At 71.9% G+C, this 23,891-nt stretch carries 21 protein-coding genes and 1 pseudogene; 7 read left to right on the forward strand and 15 right to left on the reverse strand.

Features of this window, described 5'->3' with window-relative positions; genetic code table 11:
* From ACWEVN_RS22575 to ACWEVN_RS22595, 5 genes and pseudogenes are all read left to right on the forward strand, one after another.
* Positions 1 to 1,208: pseudogene (locus tag ACWEVN_RS22575) on the forward strand (caspase-related protein); the annotation flags it as partial.
* A 43-nt stretch (positions 1,209 to 1,251) separates the two neighbouring features.
* Positions 1,252 to 2,136, forward strand: coding sequence for a S8 family peptidase (locus ACWEVN_RS22580; protein WP_452052588.1), 885 nt, complete (start codon positions 1,252 to 1,254; stop codon positions 2,134 to 2,136).
* A gap of 741 nt (positions 2,137 to 2,877) precedes the next feature.
* Positions 2,878 to 3,090, forward strand: a complete 213-nt coding sequence (locus tag ACWEVN_RS22585) for a hypothetical protein (protein WP_452052573.1) — start codon at positions 2,878 to 2,880, stop codon at positions 3,088 to 3,090.
* Positions 3,091 to 3,203: 113 nt separating this feature from the next.
* Positions 3,204 to 6,581: a pyruvate carboxylase gene (locus ACWEVN_RS22590; RefSeq protein WP_452052574.1), complete on the forward strand. Its 3,378-nt coding sequence runs from the start codon at positions 3,204 to 3,206 to the stop codon at positions 6,579 to 6,581.
* 28 nt (positions 6,582 to 6,609) lie between these two features.
* Positions 6,610 to 7,395, forward strand: coding sequence for an arginase family protein (locus ACWEVN_RS22595; protein ID WP_449685142.1), 786 nt, complete (start codon positions 6,610 to 6,612; stop codon positions 7,393 to 7,395).
* Between the two features lie 242 nt (positions 7,396 to 7,637).
* Here ACWEVN_RS22595 and ACWEVN_RS22600 read toward each other — a convergent pair whose 3' ends face one another.
* Complete coding sequence (locus ACWEVN_RS22600) at positions 7,638 to 8,000, reverse strand: GntR family transcriptional regulator (protein ID WP_449685143.1); 363 nt, start codon at positions 7,998 to 8,000, stop codon at positions 7,638 to 7,640.
* The gene (locus tag ACWEVN_RS22605) at positions 7,997 to 8,692 is read right to left on the reverse strand and encodes a hypothetical protein (protein ID WP_452052575.1); all 696 of its coding nucleotides are present in this window, start codon (positions 8,690 to 8,692) and stop codon (positions 7,997 to 7,999) included. Before ACWEVN_RS22605 ends, ACWEVN_RS22600 begins: the two co-directional genes overlap by 4 nt.
* A gap of 309 nt (positions 8,693 to 9,001) precedes the next feature.
* Between ACWEVN_RS22605 and ACWEVN_RS22610 the strand changes: the two genes are divergently transcribed.
* Positions 9,002 to 10,291: a PucR family transcriptional regulator gene (locus ACWEVN_RS22610; RefSeq protein WP_452052576.1), complete on the forward strand. Its 1,290-nt coding sequence runs from the start codon at positions 9,002 to 9,004 to the stop codon at positions 10,289 to 10,291.
* Between the two features lie 33 nt (positions 10,292 to 10,324).
* Here the strand turns inward: ACWEVN_RS22610 and ACWEVN_RS22615 are convergent, their stop codons facing one another.
* The 3 genes from ACWEVN_RS22615 to ACWEVN_RS22625 form a co-directional block, all read right to left on the reverse strand.
* Entirely contained in the window at positions 10,325 to 10,915 is a 591-nt protein-coding gene (locus ACWEVN_RS22615; RefSeq protein WP_449685146.1) for a DUF6801 domain-containing protein, read from the reverse strand.
* A 19-nt stretch (positions 10,916 to 10,934) separates the two neighbouring features.
* Positions 10,935 to 12,377, reverse strand: a complete 1,443-nt coding sequence (locus tag ACWEVN_RS22620) for a DUF6801 domain-containing protein (RefSeq protein ID WP_452052577.1) — start codon at positions 12,375 to 12,377, stop codon at positions 10,935 to 10,937.
* 80 nt (positions 12,378 to 12,457) lie between these two features.
* The gene (locus tag ACWEVN_RS22625; protein ID WP_449685148.1) at positions 12,458 to 13,096 is read right to left on the reverse strand and encodes a DUF6801 domain-containing protein; all 639 of its coding nucleotides are present in this window, start codon (positions 13,094 to 13,096) and stop codon (positions 12,458 to 12,460) included.
* 423 nt (positions 13,097 to 13,519) lie between these two features.
* Between ACWEVN_RS22625 and ACWEVN_RS22630 the strand changes: the two genes are divergently transcribed.
* On the forward strand, positions 13,520 to 14,416 hold the full coding sequence (locus tag ACWEVN_RS22630; protein WP_452052578.1) for an RCC1 domain-containing protein: 897 nt from the start codon (positions 13,520 to 13,522) through the stop codon (positions 14,414 to 14,416).
* Positions 14,417 to 14,454: 38 nt separating this feature from the next.
* Here the strand turns inward: ACWEVN_RS22630 and ACWEVN_RS22635 are convergent, their stop codons facing one another.
* The 10 genes from ACWEVN_RS22635 to ACWEVN_RS22680 all read right to left on the reverse strand — a co-directional run bounded on the left by ACWEVN_RS22635 (position 14,455) and on the right by ACWEVN_RS22680 (position 23,888).
* A complete protein-coding gene (locus ACWEVN_RS22635) occupies positions 14,455 to 15,099 on the reverse strand; it encodes a hypothetical protein (protein WP_449685150.1) in 645 nt (214 codons plus the stop codon).
* Between the two features lie 79 nt (positions 15,100 to 15,178).
* Positions 15,179 to 15,970 carry a hypothetical protein gene (locus ACWEVN_RS22640; protein WP_452052579.1) on the reverse strand — a complete coding sequence of 264 codons (792 nt, stop codon included), beginning with the start codon at positions 15,968 to 15,970 and terminating at the stop codon, positions 15,179 to 15,181.
* Entirely contained in the window at positions 15,967 to 16,470 is a 504-nt protein-coding gene (locus tag ACWEVN_RS22645) for a hypothetical protein (RefSeq protein WP_452052580.1), read from the reverse strand. Before ACWEVN_RS22645 ends, ACWEVN_RS22640 begins: the two co-directional genes overlap by 4 nt.
* Entirely contained in the window at positions 16,458 to 17,666 is a 1,209-nt protein-coding gene (locus ACWEVN_RS22650) for an MCE family protein (RefSeq protein WP_449685153.1), read from the reverse strand. Before ACWEVN_RS22650 ends, ACWEVN_RS22645 begins: the two co-directional genes overlap by 13 nt.
* Complete coding sequence (locus tag ACWEVN_RS22655; RefSeq protein ID WP_452052581.1) at positions 17,666 to 18,748, reverse strand: MCE family protein; 1,083 nt, start codon at positions 18,746 to 18,748, stop codon at positions 17,666 to 17,668. The genes ACWEVN_RS22650 and ACWEVN_RS22655 overlap by 1 nt, the downstream gene beginning before the upstream one ends.
* Positions 18,745 to 19,779 (reverse strand): MCE family protein, encoded by a 1,035-nt coding sequence (locus ACWEVN_RS22660; RefSeq protein ID WP_449685155.1) that lies wholly within the window; start codon positions 19,777 to 19,779, stop codon positions 18,745 to 18,747. The genes ACWEVN_RS22655 and ACWEVN_RS22660 overlap by 4 nt, the downstream gene beginning before the upstream one ends.
* On the reverse strand, positions 19,776 to 20,768 hold the full coding sequence (locus ACWEVN_RS22665; RefSeq protein ID WP_452052582.1) for an MCE family protein: 993 nt from the start codon (positions 20,766 to 20,768) through the stop codon (positions 19,776 to 19,778). The genes ACWEVN_RS22660 and ACWEVN_RS22665 overlap by 4 nt, the downstream gene beginning before the upstream one ends.
* Positions 20,765 to 21,769 carry an MCE family protein gene (locus tag ACWEVN_RS22670; RefSeq protein WP_452052583.1) on the reverse strand — a complete coding sequence of 335 codons (1,005 nt, stop codon included), beginning with the start codon at positions 21,767 to 21,769 and terminating at the stop codon, positions 20,765 to 20,767. The genes ACWEVN_RS22665 and ACWEVN_RS22670 overlap by 4 nt, the downstream gene beginning before the upstream one ends.
* Positions 21,766 to 23,040 (reverse strand): MCE family protein, encoded by a 1,275-nt coding sequence (locus ACWEVN_RS22675; protein WP_452052584.1) that lies wholly within the window; start codon positions 23,038 to 23,040, stop codon positions 21,766 to 21,768. The genes ACWEVN_RS22670 and ACWEVN_RS22675 overlap by 4 nt, the downstream gene beginning before the upstream one ends.
* A complete protein-coding gene (locus tag ACWEVN_RS22680) occupies positions 23,037 to 23,888 on the reverse strand; it encodes an MlaE family ABC transporter permease (RefSeq protein WP_310974598.1) in 852 nt (283 codons plus the stop codon). Before ACWEVN_RS22680 ends, ACWEVN_RS22675 begins: the two co-directional genes overlap by 4 nt.
* Positions 23,889 to 23,891 lie beyond the last annotated feature (3 nt).

The following is a 23,891-nucleotide window of genomic DNA, read 5'->3' on the forward strand; positions in this document are numbered from 1 at the left end:
CCGCGAGGGGCACTCGCCCCGCGGCCGCGCCGGTGGTCGCGGCGGGAGCCGTGCCTGCGCCGGTGGCCGGGAAGGCCGAGCCGCCGCAAGGCTCCGAACCGCCCGCCACCGCCGCGGGCGCCCACCCCGGGCCCGCGCCCGCGGCCGGGGAAGCCGTGCCTGCGCCGGTGGCCGGGAAGGCCGAGCCGCCGCAAGCTTCCGAACCGTCCGCCACCGCGCCGGGCGCCGTGGCCGCGCCGGTGGCGGCCGAAGGAGCCGCGCCTGCGCCGGTGGCCGGGAAGGCCGAGCCCCCGCAACCCTCCGAACCGCCAGCCACCCAAGCCGCGGCTGCCGAGCCACCCAGCCAGCCGGGGGCCGTGGATCCCGTCGGCGGGTTCGCCGGGGTGGCGGCCGTCGCCGGCGCGGTGTTCGCCGTGGTCGGGTTGCCGCTCAAGTACCGCTGGGACAGCTACACCCTCGCCGAATACCGCCCCGGCATGGAGTACTACGTGTGGCTCGTGGCCGCCTGTGCCCTGCTCGCCGGGCTGCTCACCCTCGCCCCTCGGACACGAGCGCGGACCGGCCCCGCCCTCCTCACCGGCGTCGGGCTCGCCGCGCTTTTCGGGCTGGCGCGGTTCGTCGGCGAGAGCGTCACCCTGTCCGCGGCCACCGCCGCCGGTTCGCCGGACACCGGGATCACCCTGGTCGGGTTCGTCGCCTCCGACTCGTCGGGCACCGGGCTGAACGCCGGCTTCACCTTCGTCCTCCTCGCGCACGTCGCGTGGGTGCTCGCCGGGGCCTGCGCGCTGGTGGCGCTGCGCCGGAACCGCGCCGTCGCGCTGGGGCCGGTGCGCGGGTGGGCGGCCTGGGCGGCGATCGGGCTCGGCGTGCTGCTCGGCGCCGGGTGGATCGCCCAGCTCGTCGAACTGTCCATCTACGACGCCGACAGCGCCGGCCGCAACGCCGCCTACTACGTGCTCGGCGCCCTGCTGGCCGTCCTCGTTCCCGTCGTCGCCGTGGTGCTGAGCCCGCGTCCGGTCGGCTGCCTGGTGCTGGCGTCGGGCGTCGCCGGCCTGGCCGGGATCCTCGGGCCGACCTTCGCCGTGCTGGTGGACTACTCCTCGCTGACCTACGCGGGCCAGGTGATCGCCGTGTGGGCGCTCGTGCTGCTGGCCGTCGACACCGCCGTCCTCGCGCGGCGGAATCAGCCGAACGGGCGACAGGCCTGAGTTGTCCTCCGGCCCCCACCGGGGTACCACGACGATCATGAGGATGCTTCTCGCGGCGGTGGCCGTGCTCGCCGGGCAGGTCTCGACGGGCGGGGTGCAGCCCGATCCGCCCAGCTGGGGCCTCGACCGGATCGACCAGCGGACCGGCCTCGACCACGCCTACCACTACGCGAGCGACGCCTCGGGCGTCACGATCTACGTGATCGACAGCGGCGTCGACGCGAAGCACCCGGACTTCCAGGGCCGTGTCGCGCCCGGGCGGGACTTCCTCAAGGGTGGGTCCGACACGTCCGACCTCAACGGCCACGGCACGCGCCTCGCCGGCGTCGCCGCGGGCAAGGACTACGGCGTCGCGAAGGGCGCGCAAATCGTGCCGGTGCGGGTGCTGGACTCCGGCGGCGGCGGCGCGACCGACCAGATCATCGCGGGCATCGACTGGGTCGCGCAGAACGCCCAGCAGCCGGCGGTCGCGGTCCTGGGCATCGGCGGCGTGCCGAACGACCAGCTCGACGCGGCGGTCAAGCGCCTGGCGACGGTGGTCCCCATCGCGGTGCCGGCGGGCAGCGAGACGGCCGACGCGAGCGGCTTCTCGCCGGGCCGGGTGCCGGAGGCCCTGACGGTGGCGGCCGCCGACGCCCAGGACCGCCCGGACAAGACCTCGAACTCGGGCCAGGACGTCGACCTGTACGCCCCGGGCAGCGACATCCCGTCCCCGATCGCGGGCGGAACGAGCGCCGGGCCGGAATCGGGCACCTCGATGGCGGCGGCCTTCGCGGCCGGGGTGGCGGCGGTGTACCGGGCCCAGCACCCGGAGGAGACGCCGGCACAGGTGAACGAGGCGCTGGTCCGCGCGGCGACACCGGACGTGCTGAAGGGGGTTCCGGACGGGACGGCCAACCGGCTGCTGTACGCGCCGCCGGGTGGCTGAGGTGCGGGGTCGGCTCCGTCGGCTGAGGTGTGGGTCGGCTCCGACGCTGGCTGGGGCGGGGTTGGCGCCGACCGGTCGGCCGAGACGCCGGCTGGCTGAGGTGTCGGGTTGGCGCCCCGGCTGGCGGGGCTCTGGGTGTGCCCGACTGGCTGGGCAGGGTTGGCGCCCAGACCGGCCGGGTTACTGGGTTGGCGCCCCGTCGGGCTGAGGTCGCGGGGTTGGCGCCCTCGACCGGCTGAGGCGCAGGGTTTGTGCTCCGGATCGCTGAGGCATAGGGCGCGTGCCACCGGCCGGCTGAGGTGCGGGTCGGCGGCCCGGTCGACCGAGGTGCCGGTGGGCTGGGGTGCCGGGTTGGCGCGCCCGGCTGGCTGGCTGGCTGGGCGCGAGATTGGCGCCGCCGGCTGGCCCCGGTGCGGGGTTGTCCACAACGCGGCCGAGGTGTGGACGGCATGTCTGACCTGCGGCTTTTGCGGCTTCTGTGTCCGTCGGGCCCGATAGGATGGACACGGGGATGGCCCCCGGGAGGGTGGGCCCCGCTCTGGGGCCGGCTCCGAGGCTGGCTCTGCTCGCGGGCGGGCTGCCCGAGGGTTCCAGCGCTGCCCGAGGGTTCCGGTGCTGCCCGACCGTTCCAGCGCTGCCCGCGGAAGCCGTAGCGGCGTGGCCCCGGCCAACCAATTGCGCTACGCGCCGTCTGGCGGCGAAGGCCCGGCTCCGGAAAGCTGAACCCCGAGGAGGTGCGCCATGCCCGGATTCCCGCTCGAACGGCGGCAACCCTCGTTCGACCTGACCGAGCTCATAGGCCGGAAAACCGAAGACGCCAAGGCGCGCTGCGAGCGTGACGGCTTCCAGGTGGAGCTCCTCGACCAGCACTCCAAGGTCACCCTGGAGCTCAACCCGAACCGCATCCGCCTCACCGTGCGCCGAGGCCTCGTCGAGGACTGCCACCAGGGGTGACCACCGAACCCCCTGGTCCGCATGATGTCCATCACCCGGGACTGAACTCCCGCAGAGCGGGAAGAACCGGGTAACGTGCGTTGACTTACCGATCCAAGAGGGAAGGACCGGGCATGTTCCGCAAGGTTCTGGTGGCCAACCGCGGGGAGATCGCGATCCGGGCGTTCCGCGCCGGCTACGAACTCGGTGCCGGCACGGTTGCCGTGTTTCCGCACGAAGACCGCAACTCGCTGCACCGCCTGAAGGCCGATGAGGCGTACGAGATCGGCGAACCCGGTCACCCCGTGCGCGCCTACCTCTCGGTCGACGAGATCGTCGCCGCCGCGAAGAAAGCGAAAGCCGATGCCGTCTACCCCGGCTACGGCTTCCTCTCCGAGAACCCCGATCTCGCGCGCGCGTGCGAAGAAGCGGGTATCACCTTCGTGGGCCCGAGCGCCGAGATTCTCGAACTCACCGGTAACAAAGCTCGCGCCGTCAAGGCCGCGCGCGAGGCCGGCGTTCCGGTGCTCGGCTCGTCCGAACCCTCCAGCGACGTCGACGCCCTGGTCGCGGCGGCCGACGAGCTCGGCTTCCCCGTCTTCGTCAAGGCCGTCGCCGGCGGTGGCGGGCGCGGCATGCGCCGGGTCGAGGACCCCGCCCTGCTGCGAGAGTCCATCGAGGCCGCCGCGCGGGAGGCCGAGTCCGCCTTCGGCGATCCGACCGTCTTCCTCGAGAAGGCCGTCGTCGAGCCGCGGCACATCGAGGTGCAGATCCTCGCCGACGGCAAAGGCAACGTCATCCACCTCTTCGAGCGCGACTGCTCCGTGCAGCGGCGCCACCAGAAGGTCGTCGAGCTCGCCCCCGCCCCGAACCTCGACCCCGAGCTGCGGGACCGCATCTGCGCCGACGCCGTCAAGTTCGCCCGGCAGATCGGCTACCGCAACGCCGGCACCGTCGAGTTCCTGCTCGACAAGCACGGCAAGCACGTCTTCATCGAGATGAACCCGCGCATCCAGGTCGAGCACACGGTCACCGAAGAGGTCACCGACGTCGACCTCGTGCAGTCGCAGCTGCGGATCGCCTCCGGCGAGACCCTCGCCGACCTCGGGCTGTCGCAGGACAAGATCTACCTGCGCGGCGCCGCCCTGCAGTGCCGCATCACCACCGAGGACCCGGCCAACGGCTTCCGCCCGGACACCGGCATGATCTCCGCCTACCGCTCGCCGGGCGGCTCCGGCATCCGGCTCGACGGCGGCACCGCCTTCTCCGGCACCGAGATCAGCGCCCACTTCGACTCGCTGCTGGTCAAGCTCACCTGCCGCGGCCGCGACTTCAAGACCGCCGTCGGCCGCGCGCGCCGCGCCGTCGCCGAGTTCCGGATCCGCGGGGTCGCCACGAACATCCCGTTCCTGCAGGCCGTCCTCGACGACCCGGACTTCCGCGCCGGCCGCGTCACGACGTCGTTCATCGAACAGCGCCCGCAGCTGCTCACCGCGCGGCAGTCCGCCGACCGCGGCACGCGGCTGCTGACCTACCTCGCCGACCAGACGGTCAACAAGCCGCACGGCGAGCGCCCCAAGACGCCGGACGCCACGATCAAGCTGCCGAAGCTCCCGAAGGACGCCCAGCCCGCGCCCGGGTCGAAGCAGAAGCTCGCCGAGCTGGGCCCGGCCGGGTTCGCCGAATGGCTGCGGAAGTCGCCGCACATCGGCGTCACCGACACGACCTTCCGCGACGCGCACCAGTCGCTGCTCGCCACCCGCGTCCGGTCGAAGGACCTCCTCGCGGTGGCGCCGGTCGTCGCGAACACGCTCCCCGAACTGTTGTCGCTGGAGTGCTGGGGCGGCGCGACCTACGACGTCGCGCTGCGGTTCCTCGCCGAAGACCCGTGGGAGCGGCTCGCGGCGCTGCGCGAGGCCGTGCCGAACATCTGCCTCCAGATGCTGCTGCGGGGGCGCAACACCGTCGGGTACACGCCGTACCCGACCGAGGTGACCACGGCCTTCGTCCAGGAGGCCACGAAGACCGGCATCGACATCTTCCGGATCTTCGACGCCCTCAACGACGTCGAGCAGATGCGCCCGGCCATCGAAGCCGTGCGCGAGACCGGGACCGCCGTCGCCGAGGTCGCGCTCTGCTACACCTCGGACCTGTCCGACCCGGGCGAAAAGCTCTACACGCTCGACTACTACCTCAAGCTGGCCGAGCAGATCGTCGGCGCCGGGGCGCACGTCCTGGCGATCAAGGACATGGCCGGGCTGCTGCGCGCGCCCGCGGCGACCAAGCTGGTCACCGCGCTGCGCAAGGAGTTCGACCTGCCGGTGCACATCCACACCCACGACACCGCGGGCGGCCAGCTGGCCACCTACCTCGCGGCGATCAACGCGGGCGCGGACGCCGTCGACGGCGCGGTCTCGTCGATGGCGGGCACGACGTCGCAGCCGTCGCTGTCCTCGATCGTGGCGGCCACCGACCACTCGGCCCGCACCACCGGGCTGGACCTGCGGGCGATCGGCGACCTGGAGCCGTACTGGGAGAGCGTGCGCAAGATCTACGCGCCGTTCGAGGCCGGGCTGGCCTCGCCCACCGGGCGCGTCTACGACCACGAAATCCCGGGCGGGCAGCTGTCGAACCTGCGCACCCAGGCCATCGCGCTCGGCCTGGGCGACCGGTTCGAGGACATCGAGGCGATGTACGCCGCCGCGGACAAGATCCTCGGCCACCTGGTGAAGGTGACGCCGTCGTCGAAGGTCGTCGGCGACCTCGCGCTGCACCTGGTCGGCGCCGGGGTCTCGCCGGCCGACTTCGAGGCGGAGCCGAACAAGTTCGACATCCCCGACTCGGTGATCGGCTTCCTGCGCGGCGAGCTCGGCGACCCGCCGGGCGGCTGGCCGGAGCCGTTCCGCACCAAGGCCCTGGAGGGCCGGGCCGCCGCGAAGCCGGTTGTCGAACTGTCCGAAGAGGACCGTGCCGCGCTGGCCGCGGAACCGCGCCGGACGCTCAACCGGCTGCTGTTCCCCGGCCCGACGAAGGAGTTCGAGGCGCACCGCGAGGCCTACGGCGACACGTCGGTGCTGCCCAGCAAGGACTTCTTCTACGGGCTGCGGCCGGGCGAGGAGTACCCGGTCGACCTCGAGCCGGGCGTGCGCCTGCTCATCGAGCTGGAAGCGATCGGCGAGGCCGACGAGCGCGGCGTCCGCACGGTGATGTCGACGCTGAACGGCCAGCTGCGGCCGATCCAGATCCGCGACCGCTCGATCGCCTCGGACGTCCCGGCGACGGAGAAAGCCGAAAAGGGCAACCCGAAGCAGATCGCGGCGCCGTTCGCGGGCGTGGTGACGCTGCAGGTCGCCGAGGGCGACACGGTCGAAGCCGGCGCGACGGTGGCGACGATCGAGGCGATGAAGATGGAGGCTTCGATCACGGCGTCGGCCGGCGGCAAGGTGGCCCGGCGGGCGATCACCGCGGTGCAGCAGGTCGAAGGCGGTGACCTCCTGCTGGTCCTCGAGTGAGCGTTGCGCCGGGCGATACGCTCGGCGGATGCTGATCAACGCGGTACCGCAACGGCAGGGCGCGGCCGGGCCGCGCGCGGCGGAGCTGCCGGACGGCTGTGTGGCCCTCGCGGAGCTGGCCGGGCACGTGCTCGGCCGGCCCGTGCACCACGTCCGGCAGACCCGGGCGGTGTCCGAAGTGGACCGTGGGGTGTTCTCCCGCGCGGTGCTGACCGGCCCGAACCGGGCGGCCCAGCTGGCGGCCCTGGAGGCCCCGGGCGGCCCGGTCCTGACGATCGGCGGCGACTGCGGTGTCGAGCTGGTCCCGATCGGCGTCGCGCGGTTCCGCCACGGTCCCGGGCTGGGCGTCGCCTGGTTCGACGCCCACCCGGACCTGAACACGGCTTCGACGTCACCCTCGGGGGCGTTCCACGGCATGGTGCTGCGGTCGCTGCTCGGCGAGGGCGACCCGGAGTTCGCGGCGGACCCGGCCCTGGAGCCGGGCCGGGTGGCCCTCGCCGGGACACGCGCGTTCGACCCGGAGGAAGAGGCGGCGGTCGGCCGGGGTCTGGCGGTGCGATCGGTGGCCGCGTTGACGGGCGTGGAGAAGCTGTACGTGCACGTGGACTTGGACGTGCTGGACGCGCGCGAGTTCGCGGGCCTGAACTACCCGGAGCCGGACGGCTGGACGATCTCGCGGCTGGTGTCGGAGCTCGACGCCCTGGCCCGGTTCGAGGTGGTCGGGGCGGGGATCACGGAGTGCGTGGGGACGCCGCGCGAGGTGGAGGTCCTGGAGCCGGTGGTCGCCGCGATCGGGCGGCTGCTCGGGGGGTAGGGAGCGGTTTCGCGGGCCGGGAGGGGCGGTGCTCGGGCTGCCTTGGGCCGGGAGGGGCGGCGGGCGGGGCTCAGCGGCCGGGCGGCTGGTGCCGGTTCGGTTCGGCGCTCGCAGGCAAGCGGCTCGCGCCGGTAGGCGCTTCGGCGCGGCCAGGCGGGCCTCGCCGGGGTGCGGCTCAGTGGCTGGGCGGCCCGTGCCCATGGGCGCGGCTCGGCGGGGCGGCCCATGCCGGGGAGTGCGGCTCAGCGTGGCCAAGCGGCCCGGACAGCCTTCACCGCGGCCTCCTCGTCCGCGCCGAGATCCCGGGCCTGGGCCGCGAACTCCGCGGCCGCCGCGGTCAGCAGGGCCTCGCGGTCGGGGCGGCCCGAGGGGACCGTCACCACCGTGCCGCGGGCGCGGGCCGTGGTCACCCAGCCCGCCGACTCCAGCTCGCGGTATGCCCTCGCCACCGTTCCCGATGCCAAGCCCAGGTCCCGGGCCAGCTGGCGGATCGGCGGCAACCTGGTGCCCTCCGGCAGCGCCCCCGTTGTCGCCGCGCGGATCAGCTGGTCGTGGACCTGCCGCCAGGGCGGTACGCCGTTCTCGGTGTCTACGACGATCTTCACGCCGTCGCCGGCCGGTGTTTTGCCGGGGCCGTCACCGCCAGGAACGCCGCCAAGCCGGCCACGACCGCCAGGAACGAGCCGAAGTCGCCCACCGGCCAGCCGATCGCCGTGCACGCGCCGATGCCCAGGCCGACCGCCACGCGCGCGCTGCGGCGGCGCAGCGCCAGGTCGGCCCGCGCCGCGCCCACCGCCGGGCGGCGCACCGCCAGCAGCGTGATCGCCGCGCTGACCAGTGCCGTGCCCGCGGCCACCGCCAGCAGTTTCCACTGGGCCGTCAGCCCCAGGTGCACCAGCGATCCCGCGGCCGCCAGCACGCCCAGCACCAATATCCACGCCGGGACGACCCCGAGCAGCGTCCGTGGCGCCAGGTCGGCCTCGCGGCGCGGGCCGCGGGACGGGCGCTGCGCGAACAGCTCGGCGATCAGGCCGCCCAGCAGCAGCGTCGCCAGGATCGAGCCCGTCGTCGTGTCGTCGAGCAGCGGCGGGATCGCCAGGAACAGCCACGGGTACCAGAGCCGGCGCCGCTTGAGGTAGCGGACGGCGAGGTCGACCTCCCCGGCGTCGGGCTCGGCCACGCCCCACCGCTCCAGCAAGCGCTTACCGTGCTTCTGCCCCGGCCAGAGCACGATCAGGATCGCCAGCCCGAGCACGCCCGTGAACAGGGCGACGGCGAGCACGTTGTCCCACGGCATGCGGTTCCTCCTCGGCTTGTATCAACCACATGATACAAGATAGGGGCGTAACCGCAGCGCGGGCCGGTCGTTGGAGGTTCGTCCGTTCGTACGCACGGCACCGTGCAGTCGGCGGGACACTTGTCAGCCGATCGCAGCCAAGTGGCGAAAAATTGTCACCGCGATGACAACAAATCGGTTTTCCTTCACGGGTGTGACACGTTTGGCGTTAGTTTTTCGATGTGTCGGTTGTCATCCGTGCAACAGGCACGGTTACCCGGCCGTGTGATGCTCGCGGCCGGTGTCCCGGGGCGGAGCGAAGGAGCTGCGATGTCGGTGGAGCGCGGATTCGATCACGCTGCACCGCCGCCCACCGCCGCTCTCCCGCGCAAGCTGGCCGACATCCTGCGGCCGGAACTGGCGAGCCTGGCTGCTGAAATCGTCGAAGAAATCCGCGCGACCATCCCGGCGTACGCGCGTCCGCTCGACGGGCCCTACGGCAAGTCGATCCGGGCCGGCGTGGAATACGCGATCACGTTGTTCGTCGCGCAGATCGCCGACCCGACGGTGTCGAAGGAACAGTCCCACGAGGTGCACCACCGCCTGGGGCAGAACGAAATGCGCGAAGGCCGCAGCCTCGACACGCTGCAGTCGGCCTACCGCGTGGGCGCGCGGGTGTCGTGGCGGCGCATCATGCGCGTCGGGCGGCGCAGCGGCCTCTCCTCGGCGGTGATGTCCCAGCTGGCCGACGCGATGCTGGCGTTCATGGACGAGCTCGCGTCCGTCGCGCTCGACGGCTACCTCGAGGCGAAGGCGCGCACGGCGGGGGCGCTGGACACCTGGCGCCGCAAGCTGCTCCACCTGATCCTCGAGACGCCGCCCGCCTCCCCGAAAGCGATTGCCGAGCTGGCCCAGCTGATCGGCTGGCCGGTCCCGTCCGACGCGACGCCGGTCGCGGTCTGCCCCGCGGGCGGTGTCGCCCCGGCCCGCCGGCACGCGGGACTGGACGCCGACGTCCTCGCCGAACTCGACACGCCGGACCCGAAACTGGTCGTCCCGGGCGAGCTGAGCGGCGCCCGCCTGGCGGCGCTGCAGGTGGCGCTGCCGGACTGCCGCCTGGCGATCGGCCCGTGCGTCCCGCTGGCTTCGGTCGCGGATTCCCTGCGCTGGGCCCGGAACGCGCTGCAGCTGGCCGAGCGCGGCGTCCTGGCGGCGCGCCCGGTGCTGCGCGCGGAGGAGCACCTGGCGACCCTGCTGGTCAACTCGGACACGGGCCTGGTCGGCACGCTGCGGCACCGCTTGTTCGCGCCGCTGGCGGACATGACCGGCAAGCAGCAGGAGCGGCTCCTGGAGACGCTGCGGGCGTGGCTGGACAGCCAGGGCAACGTGGTCGAGATCGCCGAGCGCCTCGGCGTGCACCCCCAGACGGTCCGCTACCGCATGCGCCAGCTGCAGGCGACGTTCGGCGACAGCCTCCGCGACCCGGCGGCGCGGTTCGAGATGGAACTGGCGCTCCGGGCGGGTGCTGCCCCGCTGCCGTTGCGGTACCCGGTGAGCGACCTGCTGCCGTCGCCGCGCGCCGGCGGGTCGCGTCCACAGTGGACGTCGCAGCAGCCGTGACAGCGGAGTCCTCAGTGGACCCGCGGGAGCCCGTCAGGTCACCGGCAGGTCCGGGGTGAACGCGGTGTTCTGCGCCGGGCTGGTCACCTTCAGGGTGCAGGTCATGACCCACGTCACCCAGGTGTTGCTGGGAGCCCGGTGGAACTGCAGGCCCAAGGAGAACGGCGAGCCCATGCGGAACACGACCGCGCCGGGGGTGCCCGCCGTGAACGACTGGGCGCCGCCGTAGAACTCGATCTGCCCGGTGAGCGGGGGCCAGTACTGGTCGGGGATGACGGCGCCGGTGCTCGAGACCGGCGCGGCGTTCGTCGCGGTCACCGGGATCATCCCGCTGCCGCGGACGCCGTCGTAGCCGAGGACGCGCAGCAGGCTGCGCGCGGTGCTGCCGAGGTAGATCGTCCCGGAGATGCCGGTGATCGAGAAGGTGCTGCCGGCCGCGACGGCGTCCGGGCCGGTGAACTCCTCCACCGCGGTCATCTGCTGGGGCGAGACGCCCGGGAGCGTGCAGTTGTAGAGCACGCCGGGAGGTGAGCTGAACGTCGTGTCCGCCCACGCCGGGGCGGCGGTTCCGGTGAGGACGAGGACCGTCGCGGCGGCCGTCGTCAGGAAACGGCGGATGTTCACGTGCCCCTCCAGGTGTGCCTCAGTTCGGGTGCTTCGCGACCGCCTTGTTCGCCGCCGCCCCGGCCGTGCCCGGCGGGGGCGGGAGGGTGTCGGGCGGGCAATTGGTGTGGTCGGGCTCGGTGCACCCGTTCAGGTTGTAGGTGTCGATGAAGGCCTGGTTGCCCCAGCCCGTGCTCATGCCGCTGAGCAACGGCGTCAGGTCCTGGCCGCCGGCACCGCAATCGCGGAAGGGCGGCAGGTAGAAGCCCTTCTCCGGATCGGTCCGGACGTGGCCGGTGGTGAACGGGTCGTAGCGACCGGTGATCTCGAGCGACACCGGCTCCTTCGTCACGCAGTCGGGGCCGACGTCGAGCGGGACGCCGTTGACCTTCGCGCTGCTCAGCCTGCCCATCACCTTCAGCTCGGTGCGCAGGTTCGTGTAGCCCTCGTCGTCGGTGAACAGACCGCCGCCGACCTCGATCATCTTGCTGTTCTGGTAGTCGACGGGCAGGAACTCGACGGTCGCGGTCACCGGCACGAACCCGAAGCCGAGGAACGTCGTGGTCGCCGGCTTGAACACCGCCGCCCCGGAGACCCGGGACTCGCCGGTGTCGATGTTCACCGTGAAGAACGCGTTGAGCAGGATGGCGGGATCGGCGACGACGGTCGCGCCCAGCCGTGCGACGGTCGACCTCGTCATGACGGTGATGAGGCCGAGCGGCACGGTGTACTCGTTCGGCGGCGGATCGTCCTCCAGCGCGGCCGAGGCGCCGAGAGCGGCCTTTTGCTCGGCACCCGGCTTCGCCGGCGGCTGGACGAGGATCGTGCCCAGCGTCGTCTGCTGGTCGGGGTCGAGGGTGCACGCGATCGGCGGGGCCGGTGGCGCCGCGGGGGCGTCGGGCGTCTCGGGCGTGGCCGTGGCGGGCGCGGCCGCGGCGGGAACGGCGGCCAGCGCGAGCTTCGGCGCGGTGACGTCGAAGGTGACCGAGCCGATGGTGTTGATCGCGATGTCCGGCACGGCGCCGGTGGCGGTGAGGGTGACGTCGCCGGTTTCCGGCAGGGGCGTCGGCGCCACGGCGAGGGCGACCGGGATCTGGTCCGAGCGCTCGCCCTGGTGCACGGCGAGGGCGAGCTGCACGGCGCCCTGCAGCGAACCGGCGGTGGCGCCGGCGGGCAGCAGCGAAAGCGCGACGTCGCGGGGGAGGCTGAACTGCGCGGAGTACCGGCCGATCGTCGCCGAGGTGCCGGTCTTCGCCAGGGTGGGCAACGTCGCCGTCGTCGCGACGGTGAGCTTGCGCGAGCCGAGCGGATCGGCGAAGGGACAGGTCACCGAGACCGACGTCGTCGCCGTCTTCTCCGGCGGTTCCGCGGGGGCGGGAGCGGCCGAACCGACCCCGGTCAGTGCGCCGTTGGCCGCGGACAGCAGGCCGACGGCCGCCAGCGCGGTCACCGTGACGGAGCGGGGCCGGACTCGACGGGGCATCGGTTTCCCTGGTGTGTTCGGAAGCGGGGACGGGAGAACCCGGTGCGGGCCCGGCGAGGGGCCCGCACCGGGAACCGGCGTCAGGAGACGGTGATGCTCGGGCTGAACGCGGTGTTCTGCGCCGGGTTGGTGACCTTCAGGGTGCAGGTCATCGTCCACGGCGTCCAGGTGTTGTTCGCCTTCTTGTGGAACTGCAGGTTCGCCGTGACGGTGGAGCCCATCGACAGCGTGTCGGTGCCCGGCGTCGCCGGCGCGGTGTAGGACGGGACGCTGGACGTCGCGACCTGCGAGATGTTCACCGTGATCGGGCCGCCGGCCGGGTAGATGGTCTGCGGGATGTCGAGCCCGGTGGCCGCCGGCTGCGACAGGGTGCCCGAGGCCGCCGTCACCGGCACCGTGGCGGTGCCCTGGATGCCGTCGTAGCCGACCGCGGTGAGCAGCGCGTGCACACCGGCGCTGATCGTCGCGGAACCGCCCACGTTGACCGGGGTGAGGGTGCCGCCCGCCGCGACGGTGTCGTCCGCGTCGAGGTGCGAGGTGACGAGGACCGGCTGCGGCGTTACGCCGGGGAAGGTGCAGGTGTAGGTCAGGGGCGTGGTGCCACCGGCGGTGTAGGTGACCGTGGCGGCGGCCGCGGTGCCCGCGGTCAGCACCGCGATGGCGCCGACGGCGGTAGCGGTGGTCGCGATTCCGGCGGACAGCCTGCTGAGTCGGGACATACCCATCTCCTTTGATTCAGTACAGTCTCGGCTTTGGCTGATCGATTGCTCGCCGTCGTAGCTCTGTCGATCACGTTCGCCCGCCCCCATTGCCCCGAGCGGCGGGACGTGAATTCACCGACGTGCGAGGTGGAGGTCCATCTGCCGGGAATGAGGCTACTCGCGAGTTCATTACGGAACAAGACTTTGTGGCATCGTCAGTCCGCCGCCTCGGGGCGGCTCGGGTTTCTTGTTCACCTCCGCGCAGGACCGACGGCGCTTTCATCGGATTTTGACAAAGAACCACCGCGTGGCCGAACGGCCGTAGGAACGGTCTACCATTCACGATCTTGCCGAAGCAATCTGGGATAACGAAACGCGAGAAAGGAGGCTACCGTGCCACTTACTTCACGTTGTGAACGGGTATCGCTCAGGGGAGCCGCATTGACGGTCTCGGCGGCGCTGGCCGTGTCGCTCTGCGCGTCGCCGGCGTCCGCGGCCACCCCGGGCGGGGTGATCGGCTGGGGGAAGCAGGACTTCGGCGTCGTGGTCCCCCCGGCGGAGGCGCTGACCGGGGTCACCGCCGTGTCGGCGGGCTCCACGACCGTGCTCGCGTTGAAGGGCGGGACGGTCCTCGCGTGGGGCGCGAACAACTGGGGCGCCAACGAAGTGCCGGCGGCGGCGCTGTCCGGAGTCAGCCAAATCGCCTCGGGCTGGGGTCACGAGCTCGCCCTGAAGAACGGCCAGGTGCTGGCCTGGGGCAACGACTGGTACGGCCAGACCGACCTGCCCGCCTCGGTGGCCGGCGGCGTCACCGCGATCGCGACGTCGTACCTGCACAGCCTGGCCCTCAAGCAGAACGGCCAGGTGGTGAGCTGGGGCAGCCGGACCGACGTGCCCGCGGCCGCGCAGTCCGGCGTGACCGCGATCGCCGCCGGCTCCGACCACAACCTGGTCATCAAGAACGGCGGCGTGCTGGCGTGGGGGAACAACTCCTACGGGCAGGCGACCGTGCCGGCCGGCCTGACCTCGGGCGTCACAGCGGTTTCCGCCGGCGCCCAGCACAGCCTGGCGCTGAAGGACGGCCGCGTCTACGCGTGGGGCCGCAACAACTACGGCCAGGTGACCGTCCCCGACGCGGCCCTGTCCGACGTCGTGGCCATCGACGCCGGTGCCAACCACAACCTGGCCGTCAAGGCCAACGGCGACATCGTCGCCTGGGGCTCGAACCTGGTCGAGGAAACGGCCCCGTACCTGCTGCCGTGCGGGCCGATCCTCGCCGTCTCGGCGGGGGAGAACGACAGTTTCGCGCTGAAGGAAAACCCCAGCGCGCCGTGCTGAGCGGGCGGGTGGCGGGCGGGGTGCCCGCCACCCGTGTGTCAGCTCGCCGCGTTGGGCGTCAGGGTGAGGTTGATCTTGTTGCCCGGACCCGAAACCAGCGCGCCGAGCGCGAGGTCGGCGACCCAGCAGTTGGTGAACTCCGGGATCGTGTAGTCGGCCGAAACGGTGATCGGCGAGAAGATGTCGATGTCCTTCGCCACCAGGTTCAGCTCGATCGGGGTCTTCGTCTTGCAGGAGCCCGGCACCGTGGGCAGCGGGATGACCGGCGCGAGCAGGCCGACCCAGATGTTGCTGATCTCCATGTTGGCCTTGGCGTGCGTGGTCAGGGTGGCGTCGGCCAGGGTGCCGGTGGCCGGGCCGAGCGGGATCACCTTCACCGTCGCCTTGATCCTGAACAGGCCGGAAACCAGGGAGATGTTCGCCTGCGACGGCGGCAGGCTCAGGTCCGCGCTCAGGCCGACTTCGCCGGTCTCGTCGTTGACGAGCAGGTTCCCGGCCAGGGTGCCGGGGCCGAGGTTCATGGTGCTGCCGGTCTTCTTCACCACGGTGTTGCCGGTCACCGCGAAGGAGACTGGGAACGGGATGACCTCGGCCGACGCCGGGGTCGCGGTGACCACGGTCATCGCCACGGTCGCCGCCGACGTGAGCACGGCCAGTCTCTTCAGCTTCGTTGCCACGGACATGGGTGTCCTCCTTTTGCGTTTCCCGGCCGTTTCCGGGTGCTCCCGGAAACGGTGACGTGCGGTATTGCGGCGGACCGGGTCAGCGGGGTTCGAGCTCGGTGATGACCCAGCCGCCGGTGGTGTGCTCCGCGGTCACGGAAAGCTGCGCCGCGGCGCTGTCGGTCGCATTGTTGTCGGCCCGGACGGCTGATTGATCGAGAAAGACGAGTAACCGCGCGTGACCATTTTCGAGGGTTTGGACGGCGATGGCCGAAACGCGCGAAGTGAGCACGAGTTTCTGTTCCGGAGCTTTGCGCCTGACTTCGGCGAAGAGCTTGTCGTAGGAATCCTTGGCCGGCCCGCGCAGGACGGCGGCGGCGGCCTTTTCGGTGACGTCGGTCCGGTCGTAGGAATAGGAGAAGATCCGGTTGACGGCGAGGGTCACCGCGGAGGTGACATCGGCGGTGGCCCCGACATCGGTGAGCGCCAGGTTCGCGGCGGCGGGGGTGTTCGCGGCGGAGCGGGCTTCGAGGGTGAACCAGACCCCGGCCCCGGTGAGGACAACGGCGGCGGCGAGGAGGAGCACGGGAAGACGGCGCCAGCCGGGGCGGGGCTTGACGGGGGCGGCGGCGGTTTCGCGTTCGGCCGGGTCGGTTTCGGCGGGCTCATCGTCGGCGGTGGCGGGCTCGCCGTCGAGGGTGGCGGCGCTGCCGGGCTCGGTCGCTTCGCCGTCTGCGGTGGCCGAAATGCTCTCTTCATCCGCGGCAGCGGGACCACCGGCAGCCCGACTCGCTTCGGACCCGCTGGCACCGGGCCTGCTCTCAGCCGTGTTCGCGCTAACGGCCCCAGACTCCGCCGCCGACTCCTCCGCGGCCGTCCTCGTGCGGCTCATCGGGCACCCACCGGCAGCTGGTCGAGCGCGCTCAGCTTCCACCCCTCCGGCGTCCTGCTCAGCGCCGCCGCGAAGCGGTTGCGCTTGACCGCCGGGGCCGTTCCCTGCTTGGCCATCGTGATCTCCACCGAGGCCAGCAGCTTCGCCGTGCCCGCGTGTTCGTCCAGTTCGCTCAGGCCGGCGTCCAGCACCCGGCCCGTGGCCACCGTGGCGTTCGCCGCCAAGGTCTTCTTCGTCGTCTCGTCCGTGCGGGCCAGCTGGTCGTGCAGCGGGCCCGTCGAGGCCGCCAGCCACTTGCCCAGGCCGCCGTCGACGTCGTGGTAGTCCAGCGTGTTCAACTCCGCCACCAGCGTGCGGCCGGCGGTCAGCGCCTCGTCGCGGGCCGTCCCGTACGTCACCGAGGACGCGTGGGCCGCCTCGTACCACGAATAGCCCGACCAGCCCGCGAACACGGCCGCCGACGCGGCCAGCACCACCGCCGCCACCTTCACCGCAGCCACAGCATCTCCTCCAGGCTCGTCGCCGTCGCCTGCGTTCCGAGCCCCAGCGGGCCGGTCAGCCCGCCCGGCAGCACCGCGGCCGGGACCGGCGGGTGCGGCGCGTTCTGCGAGCCGCGCACCGAGCTCGGGTTGCCGTACGGCAACGTGCAGGCCGCGTCGGTGTTGAACGGCATCGGCGAGAGGTCGTTGCTCGGCCGGCGCGGGGTCTTCTCGTAGCCCTGGGTGCACGGCGGCGGGTCGTTGAAGTTCAGCACCAGGCCCATCCGCAGCTGGTCGCCGCGGTCGTTCAACGCCGACCCGACCGTCGCGACCGCGCGGGGCACGTCCGACAGCAGCTGCTCCTCCGCCGCGGTGCGGGTGCCGAACACCCGGGCCGTGGTCAGCAGGTTGGCCAGCAGGATCGGCAGGCCCGGGTCGTTCTCCTTCAGGAGGCCGCCCAGCTCCGACGCCGCCGGCGGGGCGGCCGCGATCAGCCGCCGCAGGTCGCCGTCGGAGCTCGCCAGCTGCTGGGCGAACACCTTGGCGTTGCTGCTGAACGACCGCCACTGCGCGGAGGAGTCGAGCTGCGTCCGCAGCACCGTCGCGCCGTCGCCGATCAGCTTCGACGTCTGCGGCAGGTGGCTGCTCGCCTCCTGGGTGAACGTCGTCGCCGAGTCCATCAGCGTCTGCAGGTCCGGGCCCGCGCCGCGCAGGGCGTCGTCGAGCTCGTTCACCACCGTGCGCAGGTCCTGCGTCGGCACCGACGCGGTGAACGAGTCCAGGTCGGTCAGGAGGCTGTTCACCGGCAGCGGCAGCGTCGTCGACTCGCGCCGGATGACCGAATTGCCGTCGAGGTAGGGCGCGTCCGCCGTGCGCGGTTGCAGGTCGACGTACTGCTCGCCGACCGCCGAGCGGTTCGCGACCACGGCCCGCGAGTCCGCCGGGATGGGCGGGGCGTCGTCGTCGATCAGCAGGTCCGCCTCCGTGCCGGTGACGGTGAGCCGCAGCTCGCCGACCCGGCCGACGGCGACGCCGCGGTAGGTCACCTCGCCGTTGGTGAACAGCCCGCCGCCCTCGGCGAGCTCGAGCTTCACCGTGTAGCTGCCGGACCCGAACAGCCGGCCCAGCCCGGCGTAGTTCGCGCCGACGAACGCGGTCGTGGCCAGCGCGATCACGACGAACAGGACGACCTGGACGCGGACTCTGGTGCTCAGCATCAGCGGCCTCCGGTGGCGACCGGGGTGGTGCTGCTCGGCAGCGGGAAGACGGGCAGGCCCGGCGGGACACCCTCGCCGAGCGGGGGCAGCGGCACGCCGGGCGCCGGGATCATCGACGCGTAGGCGTTGACGTAGTCGCCCTTGATCGCGCCCAGCACCGAGTCCGGGAACGGGAACGTCGGCAGCATCTGCAGCGACTGCGGCAGGTCCTTCCCGGCGTCGGCCAGCTGCTGCAGGATCGGCGCCAGCGCGCGCAGGTCGGCCACCATGTCGGCGCGGCTGCGGTCGACGACGTCGGTGGCCACCGTGCCGAGCCGGTCCAGCGCCTGCAGCATCGACACGAGCTGGGTGCGCTGGTCGGTGAGCGTTTTCAGGCCCGGCGTCAGGTCGGTCAGCGCGCCGGAGATCTGCTCGTGCCGGTTGGCCAGGGTGCCCGAGAGCCGGTTCAGCCCGTCGAGCGCTTCGGTGATGTCCGAGCGGTGCGCGTCCAGGTCGGTCATCAGGGTGTTCACCCCGGAGAGGAACGACCGGATCTGGTCTTCGTTGCCGTCCATCACCTTCGACAGTTCACGGTTGATCGTCTGCAGCTGCCCGATCCCGCCGCCGTTGAGCAGCAGGGAAAGCGCGCCGAAGATCTCTTCGAACTCGGGGTTGCGGTTGGTGCGGTCCAGGGTGATGGTGGCGCCGTTCGCCAGCCGCCCGGTGCCGGCGGTCTTCGTGTCACCGTCCGGCGGGGCCAGCTCGACGAACTTCTCGCCCAGCAGACTGGACTGGCGCAGCCGCGCGACCGCGTTCGCGGGCAGGACGACGTCGCCGTTGACCTCCAGAACCGTTTCGGCCGTCCAGCCGTCCCCGCCGAGGCGGACTTCGCGCACCCGGCCGACCGGGACGTCGCCGACCTTCACGGCGGCCTGCGGCACCAGGTCGAGGACGTCGGCGAACTGCACGGTCACCGAGTACGGGTGGTCGCCGACGTCGGCACCGCCCGGCAGCGGCAGGTCGTAGACGCCCTTGAACTCACCCGCCGAGCAGCCCGCGAGCGTCAGGCACCCGACGGCGAAGATCGCGAGTACGCGTTTCACCGGCCGCCCCCGTTCGTGTAGACGTCGCCGGTCACCGGCAGCGGCAGCGGCTGGAGGTAGTAGTCGAAGACGCCGCGGCCGAGCACCCGCCCGGTGGCCGGGTCGACCGACTGGAGCACGTTCGTCACCGCCAGCGGCGCGACGTCGAGCGTTTCGGCCAGGGACGCGCGCTGCTCGACGAGGGTCCGCGTGGTCGTCACCAGGTTGTCCACATTGGCCTTGAGCGCGCCGCGGTTGTCCCGGATGAACGCCTGGACGTCGCCGAGCGCGCGGCCGAGGCCTTCGAGCGCCCGGGCCAGCTCGCCGCTGTTGGCGGCCAGGGTGCCGGAGATCTGGGCCAGCTGCTGGTTGACGTTGCTCACCTGGCTGTCGTTGGTGGCCAGCATGGTGGTGAACTGCTGCAGCTCGGTCACCGTGCCGAACAGGTCGTTCGAGTTGCCGGCCAGCGTGCGGGCCAGCTGGGCGAAGTTGCGGACGCTGTCGTTGAACGCGCGGCCGTTGCCCTGCAGGGTCTGCGCGCCGGTCTTCAGCAGGTCGGACAGCGCGCCCTGGGAGTTGGCGCCGTTCGGGCCGAGGGCCTTGGAAATCGTGTCGAGGCTGGCGTAGAGCTGGTCGAGCTCCACCGGGGTGGCCGTGCGCTGGACCGGGATCGTCGCGCCGTCCGGCAGCCGCGGCCCGCCGCGCGCCGGCTTGCCGAACTGCAGGTACCGGTCGGCGACGACGCTGGGGGCGATCACCAGGAGGGTGGTGTCCTCGGCGACGCCGACCGAGCCGTCGACGCTCATGTCGACCTGCACCTGCTCGCCGCGCGGGGTCACCGAGTCGACCTGGCCGATCCGGACGCCGAGCACGCGGACGTCGGAGCCGGGGTAGACGCCGACCGCGCGGGTGAAGAACGCCGTGACGTGGTGCTGGCCGGAGCCGGAGAACACCCACCACAGCGCCGCCGAGACGACGAGGGCGAGCAGCAGGGCGGCGGCGACGAACCGGCTCGCCAGGACGCCGGCGCGGGTGGTGGTCAGCGCGCTCACTTCGCTCCTCCCTGGGGTTTCGGCGGGGTGCAGGGGTCGTGGTTCTCGGGCAGCAGCCCGCAGAGGTAGGCGTCGATCCAGTGGCCGTTGCCGGTCGTGTTGGTGAGCACCCGGAAGTACGGGCCGGCCAGCTGCAGGCCCCTGGTGAGGTTGTCGTTCTGCCGCTTGAGCAGGTCGGTGACCTGGTTGAGCGACTGCAGGGCGGGCTTGAGCGCGTCGGAGTTGTCCCGCACCAGCCCGCTGAGCTGATCGGCCAGCCGGGCCGAGCCTTCCAAGAGGTCCCGGATCGCGTCGCGGCGGCTGTTCAGCTCGGTGAGCAGCAGGTTGCCGTCGCCGATCAGCTTCTCGAAGTCGTCGTTCGAGTTCGCCAGCGTCGTGGTCAGCTTCCGGGCGTTGGCGAGCAGTTCGGCGATCTGGCTGTCGCGGCCGGCCACCGTCTTCGACAGCTGCGAAAGCCCGTCGAGGGCGCTGCGGACGTGCTCGGGGGAGTTGCGGAAGGTGTCCGACAGCGTGGTGAAGCTGTCCGCGAGCTGCTTGGTGTCGATCGCGCCCACGGTGTCGGCGAGGCCGTTGAAGGCGTCGGTGACGTCGTAGGGCGTGACCGTCCGGGTCCGCGGGATCGGCCGGTCCGGGTCCTGGACGTCGTCGCCGGTGGGGTTCAGCGCGAGGAACTTGCGGCCCAGCAACGTCTTGATCTTGATCTCGGCGGACGTGCGGTCGCCGATCCAGGCGTTCTTGACCCGGAAGGAGATCAAGACGTGGTCGTCGGCCAGCGCGACCGTGCGGACCTCGCCGACCTTGATGCCGGCGATCCGGACCTCGTCCTCGGGCTGCAGGCCGGCGGCCTCGGAGAACTCGGCCTCGTACGTCGTGCCGCCGCCGACGATCGGCAGGTTGTCGTAGTTGAAGGTGAGGGTGAGCAGGGCGGCCAGCCCGACGCTGCCCACGACGCCGAGGGTGATCGGGTTGCGTTCCTTGAAGGACTTCACGATCCGCACCTCGCCGTGTCGGTCCGCACTCCGCGCGGGGGCGTGGCTTCGAGCGTGGCGCCGCAGAGGAAGAAGTTCATCCACGATCCGTAGGAGGCGGTCCGGCCGATCTCGCCGAACTTCACGGGCAGGTTGGTCAGGAAGCTGTCCACATCGGACTGATTCTGGGCCAGCGTGCCCGCGACCTGCCGCAGGCCGTCGATGCTGTCCTTCAGCGGCGGGCGGGCCTGCTCGAACAGCCCGGCGGTGGACTCGGTCAGCGCGCCGATCCCGCTGATGGCGTCGCCGATCGCGGCACGGTCCCCGGCCAGCCCGGAAACCAGCTGACGCAGGGTCGACACGAGGTTCGCCAGCGCGTCGCCCTTGCCGTTGACCGTGCTCAGGACCGTGTTGAGGTTCCCGATCACCTCGCCGATCACCTTGTCGCGCGAGGCCAGGGTGGTGGTCAGCGAACCGGTGTGCTGCAGCAGGCTCTCGACGGTGCCGCCTTCGCCCTGCAGCACCTGGACGATCTCGCCGGAGAGCTCGTTGACGTCGTTCGGCGACAGCGCCTGGAAGAGCGGTTTGAAGCCGTTGAACAGATCGGTGAGGTCGAGCGCGGGAGTCGTGCGGTCCAGCGGGATCTCGGCGCCCACGGGCAGCTGCTCCCGGGTGCCGGTGTTCCCGCGTTCCAGCGCGACGTACCGCTGGCCGACCATGTTGCGGTACTTGATGACCGCGCGGACGTCGGCGGGCAGGCGGCGGCCCCGGTCGAGGGAGAACGCGACCACGGCCCGGTTGCGGTCGCCGATGTCGAGGGACTCGACCTGGCCGACGCGGACCCCGGAGATGCGCACGTCGTCGCCGACGTTGAGCGAAGTCGCGTCGAGGAACTTGGCCGTGTAGCGCTCGTCGGCGCCGACACCGGAGTTCGTAATGGAGATGGCGAGCAGGGCCGTGGCCAGTGCCGTGACGGCGATGAAGACGAGGCTCTTGATCAGCGGACCGGCGATGTTCCTCACTTGAGCGTCACCTCCGTGCCGCGGTAGAGCGGCCCGACGAGCACGCTGCTCCAGGCCGGGACCTCGGCGGCGGGCACCCCGACCGACGGCGCGAGCAGCGTCGACAGCAGCTGCTCCTCCTGCGGCGAGTTCGGGAGCCCGAGGTCGCCCTGGCCGCCGGTGAGCAGCGGGTGCGCCGCGGTGCCGGGAGCCGCCGCGGCGGTGCCGATCGTGGGGGAGACACCGGACGGGTAGCACCGCGGCTCGCCGCCGCCGGTGAACCGCGGGTCGTCCCGGCCCGGCAGGTACTTGCCGCTGTCGGGCAGGACCGCGACTTCGCCGTGCAGGCCCGGTTCCTTCGTGCCCGCGCCGAGCACCTTGTCCATGGAGCCTCTCAGTGCGTTGAGCGAGCCGATCGTGCAGGCGAAGCTGGGGGAGTACTTCGCCGCGATCTCCAGCGGCGCACGGCTGTCGGCGGCCAGGGAGATGAGGTTGTCCCGGTTGGTGGCCAGGAACGTGGAGATCTCCTGCGACGACGACGTCACCTGCTGGTACACCCCGGCCAGGTCGGCCTGCTTCTCCTTGACCGTGCCGAGCGTGACGGCGGAGTCGGTGAGCGCGTCCAGGAGGTCCGGTGCGATGTCGCCGTAGAGGCGGGAAACCGTCGCGAGGTCCCGCACGTCCGAGGTCAGCTGCGGGAGGTCGGGGTTGAACTCCTTGAGGTAGTCCGCGGCGGTGTCGATGGTCCGCCCGAGCTGCTCGCCGCGTCCCTCCAGGGCCGTCGAAACCGCGGTCAGCGTGGTGGCCAGCTTCTGCGGCTGGACCGCCTGCAGGACCGGCAGCAGGTTGTCGAAGACCCGTTCCAGCTCGACCGCGTTGGCCGAACGGTCCTGCTCGATGACGTCGCCGGCGACCAGGTGCGGGCCCCGCTCGCCGTCCGGGATGGACAGCTGGACGTACCGCTCGCCGAACAGCGTCTTCGGCACGAGCAGCGCGGAGACGTTGCGGGGCAGCATGTCCACCTTGCCCGGTTCGAGAGCAAGCGCTATCTCGGCGCCCTGCGGCGTCGCCCGGACGTCGCGGATCTCGCCGACGAGCACGCCGCGGGCCTTGACCTGACCGCCGGGGGAGAGCTGGTTGCCGATCCGGCTCGCCTTGAGCGTCACCGGGACGGTGGTGACGAAGTCCTTGTCGTACACCTTGATGGACAGCGTCACGAGGACGCCCATCACGACCAGGAACAGCACACCCGCGGTGCGGACCCCGGCCTTGTGGCGGGTTTCGCGTCTCATCCGGCCACCTGCACGGTCGTCGTCGCGCCCCAGATCGCCAGGGACAGGAAGAAGTCGAGGACGCTGATCGCGACGATCGCGGTCCGGACCGCGCGGCCCACCGCGACACCGACACCGGCCGGGCCGCCGCTCGCGCGGAAGCCGTAGTAGCAGTGCGCCAGGACCACCACGACGCTGAACACCAGGACCTTCCCGAACGACCACAGCACGTCGCCGGGGGGCAGGAACAGCAGGAAGTAGTGGTCGTAGGTGCCGGCGGACTGGCCGAAGAACCAGACGGTGACCTGCCGCGAAGCGAGGTAGCTCGACAGCAGCCCGATCGCGTAGAGCGGGATGACGGCGAGGAAGCCGGCGATCACCCGGGTCGTCACCAGGTACGGGACGCTGGGGATGCCCATGACCTCGAGGGCGTCGATCTCCTCGGAGATCCGCATGGCGCCGAGCTGGGCGGTGAAGCCGCAGCCGACGGTGGCGCTCAGGGCGAGGCCACTGACCAGCGGCGCGATTTCGCGCGTGTTGAAGTAGGCGGAGACGAACCCGGCGAACGCCGACGTCCCGACCTGGTTCAGCGCGGAGTAGCCCTGGAGGCCGACGACCGTGCCGGTGGCGACGGTCATCCCGATCATCACGCCGATCGTGCCGCCGATGACGGCCAGCGCGCCGCTGCCGAAGCTGACCTCGGCCAGCAGGCGGACGACCTCGCGCAGGTAGCGGTGCAGGGCCCGCGGGGTCCAGGCGATCGCGCGGAGGAAGAAGAGGATCTGGTCGCCGAGCGTGTCGAGGAAGCCGAACCGGCGGTCGACGGCCTCGCGTACCCGAGCCGTTCTCGGGAGGTCCGTGGTCGTCACTTC

Source organism: Amycolatopsis sp. NPDC003861 (genome assembly GCF_053605405.1).

What these genes read in the sequence shown, in the direction of transcription:
- ACWEVN_RS22650 (WP_449685153.1), bottom strand. Translation starts at nt 17,666, where the DNA reads ATGCTGAGCACCAGAGTCCGCGTCCAGGTCGTCCTGTTCGTCGTGATC.
- ACWEVN_RS22635 (WP_449685150.1), bottom strand. Translation starts at nt 15,099, where the DNA reads ATGTCCGTGGCAACGAAGCTGAAGAGACTGGCCGTGCTCACGTCGGCG.
- ACWEVN_RS22585 (WP_452052573.1), top strand. Translation starts at nt 2,878, where the DNA reads ATGCCCGGATTCCCGCTCGAACGGCGGCAACCCTCGTTCGACCTGACC.
- ACWEVN_RS22580 (WP_452052588.1), top strand. Translation starts at nt 1,252, where the DNA reads ATGCTTCTCGCGGCGGTGGCCGTGCTCGCCGGGCAGGTCTCGACGGGC.
- ACWEVN_RS22610 (WP_452052576.1), top strand. Translation starts at nt 9,002, where the DNA reads ATGTCGGTGGAGCGCGGATTCGATCACGCTGCACCGCCGCCCACCGCC.
- ACWEVN_RS22605 (WP_452052575.1), bottom strand. Translation starts at nt 8,692, where the DNA reads ATGCCGTGGGACAACGTGCTCGCCGTCGCCCTGTTCACGGGCGTGCTC.
- ACWEVN_RS22590 (WP_452052574.1), top strand. Translation starts at nt 3,204, where the DNA reads ATGTTCCGCAAGGTTCTGGTGGCCAACCGCGGGGAGATCGCGATCCGG.
- ACWEVN_RS22595 (WP_449685142.1), top strand. Translation starts at nt 6,610, where the DNA reads ATGCTGATCAACGCGGTACCGCAACGGCAGGGCGCGGCCGGGCCGCGC.
- ACWEVN_RS22675 (WP_452052584.1), bottom strand. Translation starts at nt 23,040, where the DNA reads ATGAGACGCGAAACCCGCCACAAGGCCGGGGTCCGCACCGCGGGTGTG.
- ACWEVN_RS22640 (WP_452052579.1), bottom strand. Translation starts at nt 15,970, where the DNA reads ATGAGCCGCACGAGGACGGCCGCGGAGGAGTCGGCGGCGGAGTCTGGG.
- ACWEVN_RS22620 (WP_452052577.1), bottom strand. Translation starts at nt 12,377, where the DNA reads ATGCCCCGTCGAGTCCGGCCCCGCTCCGTCACGGTGACCGCGCTGGCG.
- ACWEVN_RS22625 (WP_449685148.1), bottom strand. Translation starts at nt 13,096, where the DNA reads ATGTCCCGACTCAGCAGGCTGTCCGCCGGAATCGCGACCACCGCTACC.